Here is a 20,159-nt window from a genome sequence, read left to right on the forward strand (position 1 = left end):
AAACGATCAGGCCCTACCGTTTTTTTAAATGAATGACAGCTTTTTAGCCGTTTTATTAAAAAATATATAATTTTCTAAGGGAGCCCTTGCATAATAAAAAGCGCGGTGTATTTTTGTTGCGCAAAGAATAATTCAAGATGATACGCACCGCGACCTTTGGATACTTTTATGGTTTTTATTATTTCTGGTTCCAGAAGTAGGAGGTCGTTTGTAAGTATCACTAAAGATAAAAAAACTAACAAAAGGGCCTCCTGCAAAAGGGGCCCTTTTTAATTATAATATCATAGTAAAGCATATATGTCACAGCCTCGTTCCGGTTATTACTTTTATTACTTTTTCTTTTTCTTCTTCTTTTATGCGGAGAAGGCCGGGACTTTTTTGTGATAACTAAAAACATATAGCTGTTACAAATAAAAAGGGTCCCGGCCTCCGGGGCCCTTTTTATTTACCATCTAACCAAATATAAATACATAACAAATAAAAAAATTTTATGCGGATTGCAATCCAGGGTTTTGAAGGATCTTTTCACCAGATAGCTGCTCAGGGGTACTATGGCAAACAAACGGAAGTGGAATGCTGCGCCTCTTTTGCGGAGCTGGTACGGAAGGTGAAACAACAACCCGATGTGGATGCCGGCATAATGGCTATAGAAAACTCGATTGCAGGCAGCATATTGCCTAACTACAGCTTGCTCAAAAATTCCGGCCTGCATGTAAATGGCGAAATATACCTGGAGATCAAACAGCACCTGATGGTGATGCCGGGCCAAACCCTGGAAGATATCCGGGAAGTACATTCCCACCCCATGGCCCTGCTGCAGTGTATGGATTTCCTGGAAAAGCACCCGCATATTAAACTCGTGGAAACAGAAGATACCGCCCTTAGCGCCAAGCACGTAGCCCAGAAGAAGCTGAAAACTACGGCTGCTATTGCCGGTAAGCTGGCTGCTGAATTGTATGGGTTAGATATTATTGCCCCCAGCATCCAAACCGCCAAGAATAATTATACCCGTTTCCTGGCCATCTCCCGCAATGGTATAGCGCCGGCGCCGGATGCCAATAAAGCCTCCGTATATTTCCAAACCTCCCATGAAAGGGGCGCCCTGGCCCAGGTACTCACCAGGATCGCAGATGCAGGCATTAACCTGTCCAAACTGCAGTCTTTTCCGATACCAGCCAAAGAGTGGACCTACTACTTCCATGCGGATATGGAATTTGACGACATGGAGCTTTTCAATAAAGGATTGGAAACAATCGGGTCTTTAACCGAACATCTGAAAGTACTGGGCATCTATAAAAAAGGAAACACGCACTAGCCAAACCGGAACTTATGAACATACAGGTAGCCAAAAGATTACAGCATACGGAAGAATACTACTTCTCAAAGAAGTTGCGGGAAATTGATGACATGAACAAGGCCGGCGCCAATGTCATTAACCTGGGCATAGGCAGCCCGGATCTGCCCCCGCACCCGTCCGTGATAGCCGCGTTGAATGAGAACGCGCAAAAACCCAATACCCATGCTTACCAGGGTTATAAGGGCATACCCGCGCTGCGGGCCGCTATGGCCAACTGGTATGGCCGCTTTTACGGGGTAAGCCTGGATGCGGATACGGAAGTGCTGCCGCTGATCGGTTCCAAAGAAGGTATCATGCACATCTGTATGACCTACCTGCAGGAGGGCGACGAAGCCCTGGTGCCTAACCCGGGATACCCTACTTACCGCTCTGCCGTACAGCTGAGCGGGGCTACCGTGGTGGATTATAACCTGGAAGAAAAAAATGGCTGGCTGCCTGACCTGGAGGCCCTGGCAAAAACAGACCTGAGCCGCGTAAAGCTGATGTGGGTAAACTACCCGCATATGCCTACCGGAGCGGTTACCAATACAGCATTTGCCAAAAAACTCATCGCATTCGCGAAAGAACATAATATCCTTATTTGCCATGATAACCCCTATAGCTTTATACTGAGCGATAAGCCGGAAAGCCTGCTGCAGGTAGAGGGCGCAAGGGAGGTGGTGCTGGAGCTCAATTCCCTGAGCAAGGCATCCAATATGGCGGGCTGGCGCGTAGGTATGTTGGTAGGCAAGGCCGCCTGGATCAATGAGGTGCTGCGCTTTAAGAGCAATATGGACTCCGGCATGTTCCAGCCGGTGCAGATGGCGGCCGTAAAGGCCCTGGAATTGGGACAGGAGTGGTATGATGACCTGAACGTTATTTACCGTGCCCGCCGCGAAAAGGTGTTTGAGCTGCTGGAACTGCTGGGTTGCACCTTTGATAAAAAGCAGGTAGGCCTGTTCGTATGGGCCCGGATACCGGCCGGCGCTAAAGACGGTTATAGCGTTACCGATGAGATCCTGCAAAAGGCGCATGTGTTCATTACACCCGGCGCTATCTTTGGCAGCAATGGCAATAACTATATACGGGTAAGCCTTTGTAAGGACGAAAGCGTTTTTGCAGAAGCCATCCAGCGTATTAAAACAAAAGTGATAGCCACCGCATAAACATGGCATTCATACATTATCTGATAATCCGTAATTAATAAAAATGGTCATAGCAATCATAGGCGTAGGGCTCATCGGCGGATCCATGGCTATCACCCTTAAAGAAAAAGGGCTGGCCAGCCGCGTGATAGGCGTAGACCTGCGGGAGGCTAACCTGCAGAAAGCGCTGGAGCTGGGCATCATTGATGAAGCAGCCTCCCTGGAAAAGGCCATGCAGCATGCCACGCTCATTGTGCCGGCCATACCGGTAGATGCGTTGTTGCAACTGCTGCCCACCATACTGGATAATGCAAAACCGCACCATGTGATCATGGATGTGGGCTCTACCAAACAACAAATCTTACAACTCGTTGCCGGTCATGCCAACAGAGGACGCTTTGTAGCGGCCCATCCCATGGCCGGCACGGAGTATTCCGGGCCGGAAGCCGCCATACCGAACCTTTTCACTAACCGCACCATGGTGTTATGCGATGTGAAGAACAGCGACGAAGACGCGCTGGAGCTGGTGGAAACTGTGGTGGAAGCACTGCAGATGCGCCTGGTGTATATGAACGCGGAGGAGCATGACCTGCACACCGCTTATGTTTCCCATATCTCCCACATTACCTCTTTTGCCCTGGCCTTAACGGTGTTAAAGAAGGAGAAGGAGCAGGGGCGTATCTTTGAGCTGGCCAGCGGTGGTTTTGAGTCTACTGTGCGCCTGGCTAAAAGCTCCCCGGATATGTGGGTGCCCATCTTTAAGCATAACCGCAATAATGTGCTGGATGTACTGGAAGAGCATATACACCAGCTGGAGCAGATGAAGAAATTACTGGTAGAAGAAGACTACGATACTTTTTACAAGCTTATACAGAAATCAAATAAAATCAGGAAAATCTTAAAATAACGAGTACTCATGGAACAGATCTTAGCAAAAACGAAATTCGCTGATCCGTCATCTGACAAGAAGCCGCTGATCATCTCAGGGCCCTGCAGCGCAGAAACGGAAGAACAGGTGTTGGCTACCGCACTGGCGCTGTCAAAGACCGGTAAGGTAGATGTACTGCGCGCTGGTATATGGAAACCCCGTACCCGCCCCGGATCCTTTGAAGGTATTGGCACCAAGGGCCTGCCCTGGTTACAGAAAGCCAGAGAGCTGACCGGTATGCCCATAGCCATAGAAGTAGCCACCGGCAAACAGGTAGAAGATGCGCTGCATTTTGGCGTAGACATCCTGTGGGTAGGCGCCCGTACTACGGTAAACCCCTTCTCCGTACAGGAAGTAGCAGACGCCCTGAAAGGCGTGGATACCACCGTATTGATCAAAAATCCCATCAACCCTGATCTGGAACTGTGGATTGGCGCTGTAGAGCGTATCCAGAAAGCAGGCATCACCAAAGTGGGGTTAATACACCGCGGTTTCTCCAGCTATGGTAATACTGAATACCGTAATGCCCCCATGTGGCACCTGCCTATTGAGCTGAAACGCCGTATGCCAGGCCTGCCCATGATCTGTGATCCCAGCCATATTGGCGGCCGCAGGGACATTCTGCAGGAAATTGCCCAGGAAGCAGTAGACCTGGATTACGATGGCCTGATGCTGGAAACACACGTTGATCCGGATAACGCATGGAGCGACGCTAAACAGCAGGTAACGCCGGAAAGACTGGCCGAAATTTTGGATGGTATCGTATGGCGTCATGAGCGCACCGATCATAAAGACTTTAATACCGCGCTCGAAAAGCTGCGTGCACAGATCAACCAGATCGATGATGAGATCATGCAGCTGCTGGGCAACCGTATGAAAGTAGCAGAGAAGATAGGTATGTACAAGAAGGAGAACAACATCACCATCCTGCAAACCAACCGCTGGAACGAGATACTGGACCGTGGCATCCGCAAAGGCGAGAAACTGGGCCTTACCAAAGATTTCATCCTGAAATACTTTGATGCGGTGCACCTGGAATCCATCAACCGCCAGAACAGGGTGATGAACGAAGAGAAGGAAAAATAATCTCAACAAGCAGCCAGGCACTAAAAGCGAACAGCTCAAATATATGTACTCACGCAAATATCAATTCCAACAAAGCGCTACCACCTATTATATGGGCGCGGAATTATCCCAACTGGACCAATATGCAGATATGTCCAGGACCATCCTGGTGGTGGATGAAAATGTAGACCAGCATCATGGCGCAAAGCTGAACGGCTGGCGCAAGCTGGTGATACCGGACGGCGAAGAGAACAAGAGCATGGAAGTAGTGGAGCAGGTAATAAATGGCCTCATAGAACTGGAGGCAGACCGTAAGACCATGCTGGTAGGCGTGGGCGGCGGTATGCTTACGGACCTGACCGGTTTTGCCGCCAGCATATACATGCGCGGCATTCCGTTCGGCTTTGTGCCTTCTACGCTGCTGGCACAGGTAGACGCTTCTATCGGCGGTAAGAACGGCATCAGCCACGGGCAGCATAAGAACATGCTGGGCACTATCCGCCAGCCGGAATTTATCCTGTTTGACTACACGCTGCCGGCTACCATGCCGGACGAGGAATGGCACAACGGGTTTGCGGAGATCATCAAGTATGCCTGCATACTGGATGCCGACCTCTTTGACTACCTGGAGCAGAACCGCGATAAAGCCCTTGCCCGTGATGTGGAAATGCTGCAATTCCTGGTGGAGCGTTCCGTAGAGCTGAAAACGCAGGTGGTGCTGGAAGATGAGTTTGAGACCGCTTCCCGCCGCTGGCTGAATTTTGGGCATACCCTGGGGCACGCGGTAGAAAAGATCGAGGGCATTGCACATGGAAAGGCGGTAGCCATTGGGATGATAGCAGCCGCCAAGATCTCCGAAAGGTTAAGCGGTTTCCCTGCTGAGCAGACCAACCGCCTTATGCGCCTGGTGAACGATTACCAGTTGCCGGTAACCCTTACCTCCAACAAAGAAAAAGTGTTCGACATCTTTAAGCTGGATAAAAAACGCGATAAGAACGCCATTCACTTTGTATTACTGGAAACCATTGGTAAGGCTATTACCAAACCGGTGCCCCTCGAAGAACTGAAGCAGTTGTTACAGGAACTGTAAAACATCTAAAAAAGCAACAAATGAATGTTATTGTATCGCCAGGTGTTATAAAAGGCACTGTTACAGCCAACCCTTCCAAAAGCGCTATGCAACGCGCAGTGGCGGCGGCTTTGCTGAGCAAGGGAAAAACGGTTATCCATAATCCCGGTCTTAGTAACGATTGCCTGGCAGCACTGGAAGTAGCAGAAAACCTGGGTGCTAAGATCAAGCGTACGGGAGAGGATGTAGAGATCACCAGCAACGGCGTAAAGCCTTTTTATGATACCATCAACTGTGGGGAGTCTGGCCTGGGTATCCGCATGTTTACGCCTATAGCGGCACTGGCGGATCTTGAGATCACCATTGAAGGGCATGGCAGTTTAACTACCCGTCCTATGGATTTCTTTGAAGCAGTATTGCCACAGCTGGGCGTAGCATGCAGCACCAACAACGGCAAGCTGCCCCTGCGTATTAAAGGGCCCCTGCAGGCAAAGGATATCACGATTGACGGCTCACTGAGCTCCCAGTTCCTTACCGGCCTGCTGATGGCTTTTGGAGCGGTAGCGGAAAATGCCACCATCACCGTAACAGACCTTAAGAGCAAACCTTATATTGCCCTTACCCTGCAATTGATGGAGCAGTTTGGCGTAAAGGTGGAGCAGGAGAATTTTGAGCGTTTCCACTTTGGTAAGAAACAAGCTTACCGTGCCGGGGAATATACGGTAGAAGGGGATTGGAGCGGCGCTGCGTTTTTGCTGGTAGCAGCGGCGGTAGCCGGCAAGGCAGAAGTACACCACCTCAATACACAGTCTGCCCAGTCAGATAAGGCTATTCTGCAGGCACTGGAAAGCGCGGGCGCTAATATGATGCCCGGCGTGTTTACCGTGATAGTGGAAAAAGCAGGACTGCAGGCGTTTGAATTTGATGCAACAGACTGTCCGGACCTGTTTCCGCCACTGGTAGCGCTGGCTGCCAACTGTAACGGTATTACAAAGATCCAGGGGGTAAGCCGGCTGGCGCATAAGGAAAGTGACCGTGGTATTACCCTGCAGCAGGAGTTTGGTAAGATGGGCATCCGTATAGACCTGGAGGGCGATGTTATGCTGGTGCACGGCGGTACCGGTATCAAAGGCGCAAAAGTGCATTCCCATAACGACCACCGTATTGCCATGGCCTGCGCAGTTGCTGCGTTAACGGCAGATGCAGCGGTGGAGATCGAAAATGCGGAAGCCATTAACAAGTCCTATCCTGAATTTTTTGAACATTTGCAGCAGATAGGCGGTATTGTAAAGAAAGAAGCATTGAACATTAATCATTGATAATGGCTGCATCCTGTTACAACAGCAGGATGCACATTCGTAACAACTAATAAATAAGATCTCAGATGAATGGTTTTGGCAGGATATTCCGGGTAAATGTTTTTGGAGAGTCGCACGGTTTGAGCGTAGGCGTAAATATAGATGGGGCGCCGGCGGGCCTCCCGCTGCAGCAGGAAGATTTCCTGCCGGACCTGGAGCGGCGCAAAGGCGGCTCCCGTGGTACTACGCCGCGTAAAGAAGAAGACCTTCCTTTTATCAAATCCGGCGTATTCAACGACCGTACTACCGGCGCTCCCATTACCATTCTGTTTGAGAATAATAACACCCGTAGCGCAGACTATGAAAAGCTGCGCGAGTTCCCACGCCCCGGTCATGCGGACTTTGTAGCCACCAAAAAATACGGTGGTTTTGAAGATTACCGGGGCGGCGGCCATTTCAGTGGCCGTCTTACCCTTAACCTGGTAGCTGCCGGCGTGATAGCCAAGAAAATACTGGGTAGCGGCATCACGGTAAATGCCAGTTTAAAAGAAGTGGGCGGCTATGCCGATCCGGAAGCAGGTTTAGAGGCCGCTATTGCCGCCAAAGACTCTGTGGGCGGTATAGTGGAATGCGTGGTGGATGGCCTGCCTATTGGCCTGGGAGAGCCCTTTTTTGACTCTGTAGAGTCCTGCATTGCGCATGCCGCTTTTTCTATCCCTGCCATTAAAGGTATTGAGTTTGGCGCCGGCTTTGCCGCCGCCCGTATGAAAGGCCTGGAACATAACGATCCTATTATAGACGCCAGCGGCAAAACGGGAACGAATAATGCCGGCGGCATAGTGGGCGGTATTACCAACGGCAACCCGCTGGTATTCCGCGTAGCGGTAAAACCTACCAGCAGCACCCCCAAAGAACAGCAAACCCTCAATGTAAAAAGCGGGGAAGTTGAGACATTCAGCGTTAAAGGCCGCCACGATCTTTGTATCGCCCTGCGTGTGCCGGTAGTGCTGGAAGCCGTTACCGCCATGGTATTGGCAGATCTTATGCTTTTAGAACAGCGAACACCCAGGATCATGTAATTTGCAGATATGCAAAAGTGCGGATGGTAAATGAGGTTCATTTACACATCCGCACTTTATTTTTATAGCTTATCGCTTACTGTACTATCTCCAGCAACTCCACATCAAACACCAGCGTACTGTTTGGCCCTATTTTAGGTCCCTGCTGACGATCGCCATAGGCCAGGTCTGCGGGGATGAATAAGCGCCATTTGGAGCCAACCGGCATCAATTGCAGGGCCTCTGTCCAACCTTTGATCACGCCGCCCACCGCAAAGGTGATAGGCTGTCCCCTGTCTACAGAGCTGTCAAATACAGTACCGTCTATCAGGGTGCCATGGTAATGCGTTTTTACACGGTCATTAGCGGTAGGTTTAGGCCCGGTACCTTCTTTCAGCACCAGGTACTGTAAACCGTCCGGTAAAGTGGTAACGCCGGGTTTGGCTTTGTTGGCCGCCAGGAAGGCGTCGCCGGCGGCTTTATTCTTGGAAGATTTTTCTGCTGCTATCTTTTGCAGGTATTCACGAATGCTCATCTGGCTTTGTTCTTGTGTTAACAGTGGTTTTTGGTCCTTGGTAGCGTCTTGTATCGCTTTTATAAGTAAGGCGGTATTCAAATGGTCTAACCCTTGTGATTTCAGGGTATTGCCAATGTCCTGCCCTATTGCATAGCTAGCTGAGTCGGCCAAAGATTTTAATGGGGCGCCGGCCACCGGTTTAGGCTTTGCCTTGGTTTGTGCAAAGCTGCAAAAGCCCGTTAATCCCAATGCCCCCAGGAATAGGAATTTTTTGATCATACTTTATGGTTTATCAATATTGGGGGGCAAGATAAATAAATTATGCCGTAGCCGCTATGGCAGCCAGTAAAAGGATGGCGATGAATACGAAAGATACGCTTGCGAGCAGGAATAACTGTTTCATAATGTGGATTTGTATATATGCTTCAGCTTAAAGATAATAGGTTTTCCTGTTTCTGTCAATATCATCCCTGGATCAAGTCCACATCATATCCGCATCATGCCCATATAGTATTGATTGTTAATTGTATATGCACCTATCTGTCACCCGTGTCAAATCCCTGAAAACAGTAAAGCCAGGCGTAGTGATGCCTGGCTTTACTGTTTTCAGATCTAAGGGAGTTCTACTTCACTACCGGCAGCAGCACGCTGGATGCGTGGGCTGCATCGTGATAGAGATGTATGGTCGCTTTTTTGAAATCTTTATCATCACAATGGTAAATGTCTGTAAATACCTGTGGATTCCGGTCTACCAGCGGGAACCAGGTGCTTTGCACCTGTATCATGATCTTATGGCCTTTTTTGAAGGTGTGCGCAACATCAGGCATGGTATACTTTACTTCTGTAGGCTGGCCGGGCACAAAAGGCTCCGGTTTTTCAAAGCTGTTACGGAACTTGCCGCGCATGATCTCGCCGCGTACCAGCATCTGGTAACCGCCCATAGGGTAGGTGCTGGAAGGCAGGCGGCGATGCTCGGTAGCCGCTTCCGGCTCATAGCTGAAATCATCCGGGAATACGTCTATCAGCTTCACCACAAAATCTGCGTCTGTACCGGTGGTGCTTACTACCAGGTCTGCCACGAGGGGGCCGGCCAGGGTAACATCATGGGGCAGCGCATCAGACTCAAACGCCAGCACATCCGGACGGCGGGCGGCAAAACGCTGGTCATCCGTCATGTAACTGATGGTGCGGGAAAAATGTACCGCATCTACATAAGGCACCGGTTTGGCCGGGTCGCTTACATATTCGCTAAAGCTATTGCTGCCGCCTGGCTTGGTAAAGCCCAGTTTACCATTAGCCTCCATGTATACAGGTTGTGGCTGCATATCTGCCGGCGGCCATTGTTTCAGTTTCTTCCACTGGTTTTCGCCGGTAAAGAAGATGGTGGCTTCTGCAATATCTGGCTCATTGCCTTTGCCATGCAGGTAGTATTCAAAGAAGGGGAATTCTACGTTCTGCTGGTACCATTCTGAAGTATTGCTGTCAAACCGCACATTACCCAGGTGAGTACCGTCTTTGGAAGCCCATTGGCCATGGTACCAGGGACCCATTACAATACGGTTATTGGTGTTATGGCTCTGTTTTTCTATGGTCTTGTAAACATTCCAGGCGCCAAAACAATCCTCCGCATCAAACAGGCCGCCTACTTCCAGCATGGCGGGTTGTACATTGGTCAGGAAATTACGCACATTACGCGCTTTCCACCATTCGTCCAGGTTAGGATGCGCATACAGGTCTTTCCAGAAAGCAATGCTATCGCCCATCAGCTTTGCGAAGTTCTTTAAAGCCCCTGTTTCCAGGTAAAACTTATAGTTATCGTGCGTATAGTATTCAAAACCTTCCGGTCCTACGGTAGTAGGCTGGGGGCGGGGTTTGCCAAAGGAAGTATAAAAAGAGAAAGCGTCTGTTATAAAAAAGGCCCCGTTATGGTGAAAATCGTCTCCCTGGAACCAGTCCGTTACCGGCGCCTGCGGGCTCACAGCTTTTAATGCGGGGTGAGCGCTTAAGGCCGCCATGGTGCTGTAAAAACCAGGGTAGGAGATACCAAATACACCTACGCGGCCATTGTTATTCTCCTGGTTCTTTACCAGCCAGTCTATGGTATCATAGGTATCGCTGGCCTCGTCAATGTCTTTTTTAGCCTTCTTGGTGGTTACATAAGGCCGTACATCTACAAACGTACCTTCGCTCATCCAGCGGCCACGTACGTCCTGGGTGACCATGATATAGCCTTGTTTCAGGTAATTGAGCACGTAGCTACGCCAGTAAGGCTTAAACTTATCAACACCATAAGGCGCGCAACTGTAGGGTGTGCGCGACATCAGGATGGGATGTTTTTCACTGTTATCCTTAGGCGCGTAGATAGAAGTGAATAAACGGGTACCGTCACGCATGGGGATGTAGATCTCCTTTTTCGTGTAGTGCTCCATTACCCATACTGAATCTTCATTAACGGCTTTTACGCAAGCCGGGAATACAAGCAGGATGGCGAGCGCCATCCACAAGCGTGTTATCATAAGCTGTTCAGGTTTAGATTTTGATCTGGCGCTTAATTTACAATTTTAGATTTATGATTTCCCATTTATTACATGGGTAGTTATGCCGTAATTTCATCCCGGAAATCGTACATTAGATATATGCACATAGAACAGTTCCGCGAATATTGCCTTTCACTGAAAGGAGTAACCGAAGAATTCCCGTTTGGTGAAAATACCCTGGTGTATAAAGTGCTGGGTAAGATGTTTGCTTTAACGGACCTCGCCAGCTTTGAAAGCGTGAACCTCAAGTGCGATCCGGAAGCAGCCATTGAGCTGCGTGAGCGTTATGATGGCGTTACCCCTGGCTACCATATGAATAAAAAACACTGGAATACAGTAGCTATGCATGCCGGCATATCAGACAAGCTTTTGTATACATGGATCAGGGATTCCTATGATCTGGTGGTAGCATCGCTGCCCAAAAAGTTGAAAGATACGTTGTGAACCTGATCTCAACTGCCACGGCCGGATCTGAGCACGCTTACCAGGATGATGACAAAGAATAATGCCAGCTGTATAAGATAAAAACGATTAAGTGTAACCCTTATATTCACTACATGTTGGATAAAATCAGGGCTGTTATCCACTACCATTTTCCTGAAGTTTATCCCGGTGCGGTTGCCCACCAATATTCCATGTAGGATCAGTATTGCCACCAATACTAATTTTACCTTAAACCAGGGTTGTTCCCACCAGCTGTTCTTTATCATAAACATAGCTATTCCGCTGATAAAGAGGATACCCGCCCCGGTACGTACCAGCGCCCCATATTTTGCCATTAAAGGCAGCAGCCCCAGCGATGAGCGGCTATTGCCATGGTCCGCAAAATCCCAAAAGGTCCTGAATGTTATGTAGTCGATAAGGGTGGCGCCTGCCATTACTACCAGACCGGTGATATGTAATGTTAGCAGCAACCGGAGCAATATTTCTGTTTTTGTCATAGTGGGTATGTATAAACTACTATTTGGTTGTATTTATGTATAAAATAAAACCATTTAGAAGTAATAAACAACTATTTTGTGTATTTGTCTGTAGATTTACTTCCAAAAGGCAGTATTTATGAATAAAACGGTGGAGCTGGTAAGGCTTTGGGGAGAGTATGAGCGGCAGTATCCTGATGCAACGATCGAGGATTTTTGCCGTAGCCAGTTAGTGGACGCAGTAAAGGCCCAAAAGGTAAAGGAAACCGCCTGGCAAATGCGTCCTGACCTGAATGGCGCGCTGGTCAAACTCATTAGCCGGATCGGCAGGTTCCATATAATATACACCAATAAAGCGTTGGAGGGTACCGGGCTTGACCAGATCGAAGAATTTGGGATAATGGTCAGCATCTTCAATCAGCAACATCCCATAAAATCCGAAGTGATCTTTGGTAATATGCTGGAATTATCCAGCGGCACTAATATACTCACCAGGCTAAAGAACAGGGCATTGATCGATGAATACGATGATGAAGAGGATAAGCGGGTCAAAAGGCTGCAGCTAACGGTTGCGGGTGAGCAGGTATTGAAAGCCGCCAAACAGCAGCTATTGAAAGTAGTGGGAATGCTGGTGCAGGATCTAACGGACGATGATAAGCAATTGTGTTTGCAATTATTGGGGCCGATAGATACCAGGTTTTCCGCAGTACTGCAAAAACAAAAGAATAAGACCTTTGAAGAGATATATAAAGAGAACGGCGCGTAAAGGCTGCCTATGCCCGGTAGCAGTGGCCCGTCCCGGCTTACCCGGGGCCGGACCAGCTACCAGTTGCTTTGTACTTTTGTGGACAGCCCTCATAACGTGATTTACAGGCGTAAAAAAAGAGTTATAGTCTAGCTGTTCGTCTTATCGTCATCATGAGCGTCTTCAACAACACCTTCAGCGACGGTTGCATCGTCCGCAACAATTGCATCATCGGCTACCGGCGCGCTATCGGCAACAGCTGCAATACCGGCCACCGGTGTGTTGTCAGCAGCTACTACGCTTTCTGCGATGGCTACAGTTTCTGCAGCCGGAGCTATATCAGCCACCGGTACAGTATCTGCGCTTTCTGCAACAACTGCGGGTTGGTGACTGGCGCTCACGCCGCTCTTTTTAGCGATCTCCAATACCACCCTTGAATACCGGGCGTAGCTGATCTCTACCTCATTCCCTGCACGAAAATCATTCAGCTGGCCGCGGGTCCAGTAAAAAAGGCGTTTACGTTTGCTGTTAGGCAGTACCACCAGGAAGTTGGTCTGGGTATCATTGTTTTCATGATACACGGCATCCAGGCGCGCTTGTATAGTGCCTTTCTGTAATGCCATCAGGTCCCTTTTAATGGTGTAATAACGTACTTCCGTTACTTTGATAAGCGCAAATACCAGCACTACAACGAAGCATATTAGCCACAGCCAGAACCAGCCATTGGTGTAAGAAAACATAGACTGATCCGCATCATCAGAACCACCTCCTTTGTAAAGGAGCAGTTGTGGAACAATGGCTGCGATCACCATCATTATCACGCCGATCAGTACAAATTTTCTAACTTGTTTTTTGTTTTTCTTAAGAGCATCCTGTAAAAGAAAATGCTCTTCCGTAGTCATAAAGGCGAAATCCTGCATAGGTATAGTAAGGTTTTTCTCTAGCTAATATAATCATAAAAGATTAATTGTTGAAATTTTGAATGTATTATTTGGTAGTTATGTTAACCTAAACATTAACAACGGGTTAGCTAGGATTTGAACCAGTGGTTTCCTCATTTAGGGCCAGGGATTAACGCAAACCTGCCTGCGGAAACCCCCGGAGCGCCCTTAAACAAGAATGCCGCGATTGTTACATCGCGGCATTCTATTATTCGCACACCAGGTGCTTATGAATTACATGTATGATTATTCAACTATGCCTCTGCTTCTGCATAGGCGCTTACCGGCTCGCAGGTGCAGATAAGGTTACGGTCGCCAACGGTGTTATTTACGCGGCTTACAGAAGGCCAGAATTTATTGGTCTTCACATATTCCAGCGGATAAGCGGCCTGCTGACGGCTATAGGCAGATTTCCATTCGTCTGCCGTGATCACAAACTGTGTATGTGGCGCATTCTTCAGCACATTTGCCTGTTTATCTACCTTACCTTCTTCTACGGCGCGGATCTCTTCGCGGATAGACAGCAGTGCATCGCAGAAACGGTCCAGCTCTGCTTTGTCCTCACTTTCCGTAGGCTCTATCATGATAGTGCCGGCTACCGGGAAGCTCATGGTAGGAGCGTGGAAACCGTAGTCCATTAAACGTTTGGCTACATCTTCCGCTTCAATACCAGCGCTGGCTTTAAAGGGGCGCAGATCTACAATGAACTCATGCGCACAGGTGCCATTGCTGCCGGTGTACAGGATATCGTAGGCTTTTTCCAGTTTTGCCTTCATGTAGTTGGCATTCAGGATAGCGTATTGAGAGGCCTGTTTAACGCCATTAGCGCCCAGCAAACGGATGTAGGCATAAGAGATCAGCAGTATGCTGGCAGAGCCATAAGGCGCTGCAGAAACAGCGTTGGCGCCGGCAGTTAGCTGACCGTTGTTATTGGCAGCTATTTCCACGTGACCGGGCAGGAAAGGCGCCAGGTGTTTAGCTACGCAGATGGGGCCCATGCCGGGACCGCCACCGCCGTGCGGGATAGCAAAGGTCTTATGGAGGTTCAGGTGGCAAACATCAGCGCCTATGAGGCCGGGAGCCGTTAAGCCTACCTGGGCGTTCATATTGGCGCCATCCATATACACCTGGCCACCATGTTCGTGTATGATATTGCAGATGTCTTTTACGCTCTCTTCATATACACCGTAAGTAGATGGATAGGTGATCATGATACCAGCCAGGTCCTGGGCGTGCGCCGCTGCTTTGGCCTTCAGATCGTCTACATCTATATAACCATTCTCCAGCGCTTTCACCACTACCACCTTAAAGCCCGCCATTACAGCAGAAGCCGGGTTGGTGCCGTGAGCGGAGATAGGGATCAGCATTACATTGCGGTGTCCTTCGCCGCGGCTTTCGTGGTACTCGCGTATTACCAGCAGGCCGGCGTATTCGCCCTGCGCGCCGCTGTTGGGCTGCAGGCTGCAGGCGTCAAAAGCGGTGATCTGGCACAGGTACTCGCTCAGCTCATCCGTGATCTGTTTGTAACCGCGGGTTTGATGGGCAGGGGCGAAGGGGTGAATTTTGCTCCAGTGCGCCCAGCTCAAAGGCATCATCTCCGTAGCTGCATTCAGCTTCATGGTGCAGGAGCCCAGGGAGATCATGGAGGTGTTCAAAGACAGGTCTTTGTTCTCCAGCATCTTAATGTAACGCATCATTTCCGTTTCGCTGTGGTGGCTGTTAAACACCGGGTGCAGCAGGTAAGGGGAGGTGCGTGCCAGGCCAGCAGGAAATTGCACGGTTTTTTGTGCGATGCTGTTATCCAGCGGGCCGGTCTCAAACAGATACAGAATGTCGTTCACATCCTGTATAGTAGTGGTCTCGTCCAGGGAAATACCAATACGGTCTTCGCCAATATAACGGAAGTTAATGCCTGCTTTTAACGCCTCTTCTCTAACATCAGCAGCGCCATGGTGGGTTACCACAATGGTATCAAAGAAATGGGGGGCGGCAAGATGCAAGCCTTTAGCCAGCAGTTTCTCTGCCAGTGCCTGTGCAAGGATGGCTATGCGGCTGGCAATGCGCTGCAGCCCTTCCGGGCCATGGAACACAGCATACATAGCGGCCATATTGGCCAGCAATGCCTGAGCGGTACAGATGTTGGAAGTGGCTTTCTCTCGTTTAATGTGCTGCTCACGGGTTTGCAGGGCCATACGCAGGGCGCGGTTGCCCTGGGCGTCAACACTTACGCCAATGATACGGCCGGGGATAGAGCGTTTAAAATCGTCCTTAACGGCGAAGAAGGCAGCATGGGGGCCGCCAAAGCCCAAAGGCACGCCAAAACGCTGGGCAGATCCTAAGGCGGCGTCTGCACCCAGCTCACCGGGAGGCGTTATCAGCGTAAGGGCCAGCAGGTCTGTAGCCATAGCTACATATGCGCCGGCGGCATGTACTTTGTCAATAAAGGCCCGGTAGTCTGCTACGGCGCCCAGTTCATTGGGATATTGCAGCAGCGCGCCAAACCAGGAAGCATCCGGCTGTGCGGTGGCATAGTCGCCATACACTACCTGAATGTCTAAAGGTGTGGCGCGGGTTTGTATAACATCCTTGGTTTGCGGAAATACGTTGTTATCTACAAAGAAGGTAGGCCGGGTAATATGCTCGTGATCCCGGTTCAGGGCGTTGAAGAACATGGTCATAGCTTCTGCAGCGGCAGTTGCCTCATCCAGCAGGGAGGCATTGGCAATGGGCAGGCCTGTAAGGTCGCTTACCATGGTCTGGAAATTCAGCAGGCTTTCCAGGCGGCCCTGGGAAATCTCTGCCTGGTAGGGGGTATACTGGGTATACCATCCTGGATTCTCGAATATATTACGTAAAATAACGCTGGGAGTAATGGTATCATAGTAGCCCTGCCCAATGTAGTTGCGGAATACGCTATTCTTCAGGGATACCTCCTTCAGGTGGCGCAGGTAATCGCTTTCACTCATGGCCGCCGGTATAGCCAGCGGTTGCTGCATACGGATGGCGCCTGGTACGGTTTTGCTCACCAAAGCCTCCAGGGAGGCGTAACCGGTAGCTTCCAGCATCTGGTTGGTTTCAGATGCGTTTGGCCCGATGTGACGGGGCACAAACTCATTTTGTTGAATATCAAAAAGATTCATGATATAAAGCAGGTAATTTGAATAGAATGTGCAAAGCTATGACTCTTTTAAGCAACCGCCAAACCCGCGCCCGTGTTGTGGAAACTGTGGTGATAATATATGGGGTAGGAGACAGGCGGATTGTCACAGAACTGTTTCCCGGCGAGTGGCTGAACCTGCTGTATTCCTGTACATCACAACTTGTACTATCTTTGCGGCAAATGAACCATCTACTAGAGAACTGGGAACAAAAGGCAAAAGACAAGCAGAAGGACAATAAGTACTTCGTGCAGAAGCTGCAAAGCAAAAGGGGGAAAGGCGTGGAAAAGCTGCTGCCGGAGCTGCATGAAGAAGCTTTTAGCCAGATTGATTGCCTGCAGTGTGCTGGCTGTTGTAAGACCATTAGCCCCCGGTTCAAAGCGCCGGACATCAAGCGTATCTCCAAATACCTGGGGCTTAAAGAGTCCGTGTTCATTGACACTTATCTCCGCCTGGACAAGGATGAGGACTATGTAGTAAAAAGAACGCCCTGCCCTTTCCTGGGCACAGACAACTATTGCAGTATTTACGAGGTAAGACCAGGCGATTGCGAAAACTATCCCTACACAGATAGCTATGATTTTTTTAAAAGGCCCAATATCACTTATGAGAACAGCACAATTTGCCCGGCGGTATATTACATACTGGAGCGCTTAAAGACGATCATGAAATAGAAAGCCCGCTATGATTTCAGATCCAGCTTGCGCATAGCAGGGGATATAATGTAAGTAGTGATCACTACGCCCAGCGTTACACATCCGCCAAATACCACAGAAGGCACCAGCCCCATCAGCCTGGCCATAAACCCGCTTTCAAACGCGCCCAGCTCATTGGATGAGCCCACAAACATAGAGCTTACAGAGGCCACCCGGCCCCGCATATCATCCGGAGTTTTCAGCTGCAAAATGGTTTGCCGGATAATTACGCTAATGCCATCCAGCATACCGCTGATCAGCAGTGCCAGTAATGACAGGTAAAAGTTCTTAGATAATCCGAACACGATTATACACAGTCCAAAGCCAAACACGGCTGCCAGCAGCTTAATGCCTGGTTTGTGAACCAGTGGCCGGTAGGCCAGTATAAACATGGTGGCCAGCGATCCTACCGCTACAGATGCCCGCAGGAAACCAAATTCCAGGGAGCCCGCATGCAGCACATCAGTAGCGAAGGCAGGCAGCATGGCGGTCGCGCCGCCAAACAGCACCGCAAACATATCCAACGCCATCGCATTCAGCACTACCTTGGTGTTCCAGACAAAGCGCATACCCTTGGTAAGTCCGTCTACAAAGCCTTCGCCCTGTGATTTATAGAGGATGGGTTTGGGTTTTATCTTCAAAAGGCTGTACAACGGCGCTAAAAAGATGGCTACTACCAGCAGCATAGCCCAATGCACGCCAAACCAGTGTATGAAAAGACCGCCCAGCGCGGGGCCTGCCATACCGCCTATCTGCCAGGCGCTACTGCTCCAGGTACTGGCATTGGCATAAAGCGGCCGGGGCACCAGCAGCGCCAGCATGGAAAAGTTAGAGGGGCTTACAAAAGCCCTTACAATGCCCCCCAGGAATACCAGGGTATAAATGCAGTTCAGTACTAATTGGGTGCTAAAGCCGTGTACGGCCCGATCCCAGGTAAGCATGAACAGCCCGGACCCTATTACAATATAGGCCACCACACAGATCAACAGCATGCCTCTTTTTTCCCGCTTATCTACCAGGTGGCCTGCAAAGGGCGCCAGCAGCACGGCCGGTATCACCTCTGCCAGCCCTATCAGGCCCAGCGTAAAAGGATCATGAGAAAGCGCATACACCTTCCATTCCACAATAGTGAACTGCATGGTGAGGGCAAATACAAGTGCAAAACGGATAATCAGATAGTAGTTAAACTCCGGTATGCGTAGCGAGGCATACGGATCGTTCTTAGTAGTGGCCGCTGTGTCCAAACTTCATGCGTTTTGTTGAGGATCACAAAGTTAAGAATGAATAATTAATAATGAGTAAGGAATAATTAATTAACATAGCAGATAACGCTGCCATGACAAAAAGGCGGGAGGGCCCATAATGCTTAATTACCATGTACAGCTGATTAAGTGTTGAGCGGTAGTAATCATCAGCATAAGATGAGTATTTTTATAGTCAATACTTACTATTTACTATGAATGCATTTCGTTTATTGATAGCCGTACCGCTGCTGGCGCTGTACATTACCTCTCAGGCAGCTGCCGCGGAAAAAGAACCACCCGCCCGGAAAGCCCGTTTACAACTGATGACCAATAAGATACTATCTCCCGTTGCGCTGGGAGTGCCCGGTGATGGTAGCGGACGTTTATTCATTTGTCAGAAAGAAGGAAAGGTCTGGATCATAAAAAATGGCCAGCTGGCGCCACAGCCTTTCCTGGATGTAAGCGCAGAAATGGTAAAGATCAACCCGGGCTATGATGAACGTGGGCTGCTGGGTATTGCCTTTCACCCGCAGTTTAAGAAGAACAGGAAATTCTATGTGTATTACAGCGTGCCTTCCACCACCCCAGGTAGTAACCATAAGAGCCGCATATCAGAGTTTACGGTATCTGCTGCCAACCCGGATGTAGCAGACCCGGCCACCAAAAGGGTGATCATGGAAATAGAGCAGCCAGAGTCTAACCACAACGGCGGCGACCTGGTATTTGGGCCTGACGGTTACCTGTACGTGAGCCTGGGAGATGGCGGCGGCGGAGGTGATAAACACGGCGAAACCGGCAACGGTCAGAATCTGAACACTTTACTGGGCAAGATCATACGCATAGACATTAACGGCGATCCTTACACGGTGCCTAAAGACAACCCTTTCGCAGGCCGCAGCAATGTGCGCCCGGAAATATGGGCTTATGGCCTGCGCAACCCCTGGCGCATCTCATTTGACAGGGCTACCAAACAGCTGTTTGCCGGCGACGTGGGCCAGAATAAATACGAAGAAGTGGATATTATCGTAAAAGGCGGCAACTATGGCTGGCGTATTATGGAAGGCTATCATGATTTTAAGGTGCCGGATGGCGCAGACAAGAGCAAACTGATTGCCCCGATTGATGAATATGACCACGATCTGGGTATCAGCATTACCGGTGGCTATGTATACCGCGGAAAAGGCATTCCTGCACTGAAAGGACTGTATGTTTTTGGTGATTACAACGGCAAAGCCTTTGTGCTGGCACAGAACGGAAAAAAATGGGAGCGTGCGGACCTGGAGCTGGAAGGCCGCCCCAAAGAAGGGATACAGATCTTAAGCTGGGGCGAAGATGAAGCAGGGGAGCTGTATGTGCTCACCAGCTCTTCCACGAGCGAAGGCTTTAAAGGAGGCGTGTATAAATTGGTAGGATTTTAGCGGTAATATTTTGTTAAACAACTAATATCCCCCAACTACAGGTGCCGATTTTAGTTTATTTTTGATAAAGTTCAATTGGATCCAT

17 protein-coding genes are annotated in these 20,159 nt (G+C 49.5%); 11 read left to right on the forward strand and 6 right to left on the reverse strand.

Annotated features, from left to right (window positions below; all coding sequences use genetic code 11):
* Positions 1 to 490: 490 nt before the first annotated feature.
* From F0L74_RS18640 to F0L74_RS18670, 7 genes are all read left to right on the forward strand, one after another.
* Positions 491 to 1,315 carry a prephenate dehydratase gene (locus F0L74_RS18640; RefSeq protein WP_149839385.1) on the forward strand — a complete coding sequence of 275 codons (825 nt, stop codon included), beginning with the start codon at positions 491 to 493 and terminating at the stop codon, positions 1,313 to 1,315.
* 14 nt (positions 1,316 to 1,329) lie between these two features.
* Positions 1,330 to 2,502, forward strand: a complete 1,173-nt coding sequence (locus F0L74_RS18645; RefSeq protein ID WP_149839386.1) for a pyridoxal phosphate-dependent aminotransferase — start codon at positions 1,330 to 1,332, stop codon at positions 2,500 to 2,502.
* Positions 2,503 to 2,545: 43 nt separating this feature from the next.
* A complete protein-coding gene (locus F0L74_RS18650; RefSeq protein ID WP_149839387.1) occupies positions 2,546 to 3,388 on the forward strand; it encodes a prephenate dehydrogenase in 843 nt (280 codons plus the stop codon).
* A 9-nt stretch (positions 3,389 to 3,397) separates the two neighbouring features.
* Positions 3,398 to 4,495 carry a chorismate mutase gene (locus F0L74_RS18655; RefSeq protein WP_149839388.1) on the forward strand — a complete coding sequence of 366 codons (1,098 nt, stop codon included), beginning with the start codon at positions 3,398 to 3,400 and terminating at the stop codon, positions 4,493 to 4,495.
* A gap of 43 nt (positions 4,496 to 4,538) precedes the next feature.
* A complete protein-coding gene (gene aroB, locus F0L74_RS18660; protein ID WP_149839389.1) occupies positions 4,539 to 5,564 on the forward strand; it encodes a 3-dehydroquinate synthase in 1,026 nt (341 codons plus the stop codon).
* 20 nt (positions 5,565 to 5,584) lie between these two features.
* Positions 5,585 to 6,862 (forward strand): 3-phosphoshikimate 1-carboxyvinyltransferase, encoded by a 1,278-nt coding sequence (gene aroA, locus F0L74_RS18665; protein ID WP_149839390.1) that lies wholly within the window; start codon positions 5,585 to 5,587, stop codon positions 6,860 to 6,862.
* A 65-nt stretch (positions 6,863 to 6,927) separates the two neighbouring features.
* A complete protein-coding gene (locus F0L74_RS18670; protein ID WP_149839391.1) occupies positions 6,928 to 7,920 on the forward strand; it encodes a chorismate synthase in 993 nt (330 codons plus the stop codon).
* A 76-nt stretch (positions 7,921 to 7,996) separates the two neighbouring features.
* On the opposite strand, the gene bamJ is transcribed toward F0L74_RS18670, so the two are convergent.
* Together bamJ and F0L74_RS18680 are read right to left on the reverse strand one after the other, a co-directional pair.
* Complete coding sequence (gene bamJ, locus F0L74_RS18675) at positions 7,997 to 8,695, reverse strand: BamJ family beta-barrel-assembly machinery protein (protein WP_149839392.1); 699 nt, start codon at positions 8,693 to 8,695, stop codon at positions 7,997 to 7,999.
* A 344-nt stretch (positions 8,696 to 9,039) separates the two neighbouring features.
* Complete coding sequence (locus F0L74_RS18680) at positions 9,040 to 10,932, reverse strand: CocE/NonD family hydrolase (RefSeq protein WP_149839393.1); 1,893 nt, start codon at positions 10,930 to 10,932, stop codon at positions 9,040 to 9,042.
* A gap of 120 nt (positions 10,933 to 11,052) precedes the next feature.
* Here F0L74_RS18680 and F0L74_RS18685 point away from each other — a divergent pair, with 120 nt between their 5' ends.
* Complete coding sequence (locus F0L74_RS18685) at positions 11,053 to 11,397, forward strand: MmcQ/YjbR family DNA-binding protein (protein ID WP_149839394.1); 345 nt, start codon at positions 11,053 to 11,055, stop codon at positions 11,395 to 11,397.
* A gap of 8 nt (positions 11,398 to 11,405) precedes the next feature.
* Here F0L74_RS18685 and F0L74_RS18690 read toward each other — a convergent pair whose 3' ends face one another.
* Positions 11,406 to 11,894, reverse strand: a complete 489-nt coding sequence (locus tag F0L74_RS18690; protein ID WP_149839395.1) for a DUF2214 family protein — start codon at positions 11,892 to 11,894, stop codon at positions 11,406 to 11,408.
* A gap of 118 nt (positions 11,895 to 12,012) precedes the next feature.
* Here F0L74_RS18690 and F0L74_RS18695 point away from each other — a divergent pair, with 118 nt between their 5' ends.
* Entirely contained in the window at positions 12,013 to 12,639 is a 627-nt protein-coding gene (locus tag F0L74_RS18695) for a MarR family winged helix-turn-helix transcriptional regulator (protein WP_149839396.1), read from the forward strand.
* Positions 12,640 to 12,767: 128 nt separating this feature from the next.
* Here the strand turns inward: F0L74_RS18695 and F0L74_RS18700 are convergent, their stop codons facing one another.
* Positions 12,768 to 13,538, reverse strand: coding sequence for a hypothetical protein (locus F0L74_RS18700; protein WP_149839397.1), 771 nt, complete (start codon positions 13,536 to 13,538; stop codon positions 12,768 to 12,770).
* A 275-nt stretch (positions 13,539 to 13,813) separates the two neighbouring features.
* Positions 13,814 to 16,699 carry an aminomethyl-transferring glycine dehydrogenase gene (gene gcvP, locus F0L74_RS18705; protein ID WP_149839398.1) on the reverse strand — a complete coding sequence of 962 codons (2,886 nt, stop codon included), beginning with the start codon at positions 16,697 to 16,699 and terminating at the stop codon, positions 13,814 to 13,816.
* A 200-nt stretch (positions 16,700 to 16,899) separates the two neighbouring features.
* On the opposite strand from gcvP, the gene F0L74_RS18710 reads away from it, so the two are divergent.
* Positions 16,900 to 17,391 carry a YkgJ family cysteine cluster protein gene (locus F0L74_RS18710; RefSeq protein WP_149839399.1) on the forward strand — a complete coding sequence of 164 codons (492 nt, stop codon included), beginning with the start codon at positions 16,900 to 16,902 and terminating at the stop codon, positions 17,389 to 17,391.
* A gap of 8 nt (positions 17,392 to 17,399) precedes the next feature.
* Here F0L74_RS18710 and F0L74_RS18715 read toward each other — a convergent pair whose 3' ends face one another.
* Positions 17,400 to 18,656 (reverse strand): MFS transporter, encoded by a 1,257-nt coding sequence (locus F0L74_RS18715; RefSeq protein ID WP_149839400.1) that lies wholly within the window; start codon positions 18,654 to 18,656, stop codon positions 17,400 to 17,402.
* Between the two features lie 212 nt (positions 18,657 to 18,868).
* Here F0L74_RS18715 and F0L74_RS18720 point away from each other — a divergent pair, with 212 nt between their 5' ends.
* The gene (locus tag F0L74_RS18720) at positions 18,869 to 20,074 is read left to right on the forward strand and encodes a PQQ-dependent sugar dehydrogenase (protein WP_213087014.1); all 1,206 of its coding nucleotides are present in this window, start codon (positions 18,869 to 18,871) and stop codon (positions 20,072 to 20,074) included.
* Positions 20,075 to 20,159 lie beyond the last annotated feature (85 nt).

The organism is Chitinophaga agrisoli, from assembly GCF_008386695.1.
Taxonomy (GTDB): domain Bacteria; phylum Bacteroidota; class Bacteroidia; order Chitinophagales; family Chitinophagaceae; genus Chitinophaga; species Chitinophaga agrisoli.

Bases quoted from the DNA above. Each gene is read 5' to 3' on its own strand.
- F0L74_RS18640 (WP_149839385.1), top strand. From the start codon at position 491: ATGCGGATTGCAATCCAGGGTTTTGAAGGATCTTTTCACCAGATAGCT.
- F0L74_RS18645 (WP_149839386.1), top strand. From the start codon at position 1,330: ATGAACATACAGGTAGCCAAAAGATTACAGCATACGGAAGAATACTAC.
- F0L74_RS18650 (WP_149839387.1), top strand. From the start codon at position 2,546: ATGGTCATAGCAATCATAGGCGTAGGGCTCATCGGCGGATCCATGGCT.
- F0L74_RS18655 (WP_149839388.1), top strand. From the start codon at position 3,398: ATGGAACAGATCTTAGCAAAAACGAAATTCGCTGATCCGTCATCTGAC.
- aroB (WP_149839389.1), top strand. From the start codon at position 4,539: ATGTACTCACGCAAATATCAATTCCAACAAAGCGCTACCACCTATTAT.
- aroA (WP_149839390.1), top strand. From the start codon at position 5,585: ATGAATGTTATTGTATCGCCAGGTGTTATAAAAGGCACTGTTACAGCC.
- F0L74_RS18670 (WP_149839391.1), top strand. From the start codon at position 6,928: ATGAATGGTTTTGGCAGGATATTCCGGGTAAATGTTTTTGGAGAGTCG.
- bamJ (WP_149839392.1), bottom strand. From the start codon at position 8,695: ATGATCAAAAAATTCCTATTCCTGGGGGCATTGGGATTAACGGGCTTT.
- F0L74_RS18680 (WP_149839393.1), bottom strand. From the start codon at position 10,932: ATGATAACACGCTTGTGGATGGCGCTCGCCATCCTGCTTGTATTCCCG.
- F0L74_RS18685 (WP_149839394.1), top strand. From the start codon at position 11,053: ATGCACATAGAACAGTTCCGCGAATATTGCCTTTCACTGAAAGGAGTA.
- F0L74_RS18690 (WP_149839395.1), bottom strand. From the start codon at position 11,894: ATGACAAAAACAGAAATATTGCTCCGGTTGCTGCTAACATTACATATC.
- F0L74_RS18695 (WP_149839396.1), top strand. From the start codon at position 12,013: ATGAATAAAACGGTGGAGCTGGTAAGGCTTTGGGGAGAGTATGAGCGG.
- F0L74_RS18700 (WP_149839397.1), bottom strand. From the start codon at position 13,538: ATGCAGGATTTCGCCTTTATGACTACGGAAGAGCATTTTCTTTTACAG.
- gcvP (WP_149839398.1), bottom strand. From the start codon at position 16,699: ATGAATCTTTTTGATATTCAACAAAATGAGTTTGTGCCCCGTCACATC.
- F0L74_RS18710 (WP_149839399.1), top strand. From the start codon at position 16,900: ATGAACCATCTACTAGAGAACTGGGAACAAAAGGCAAAAGACAAGCAG.
- F0L74_RS18720 (WP_213087014.1), top strand. From the start codon at position 18,869: ATGAATGCATTTCGTTTATTGATAGCCGTACCGCTGCTGGCGCTGTAC.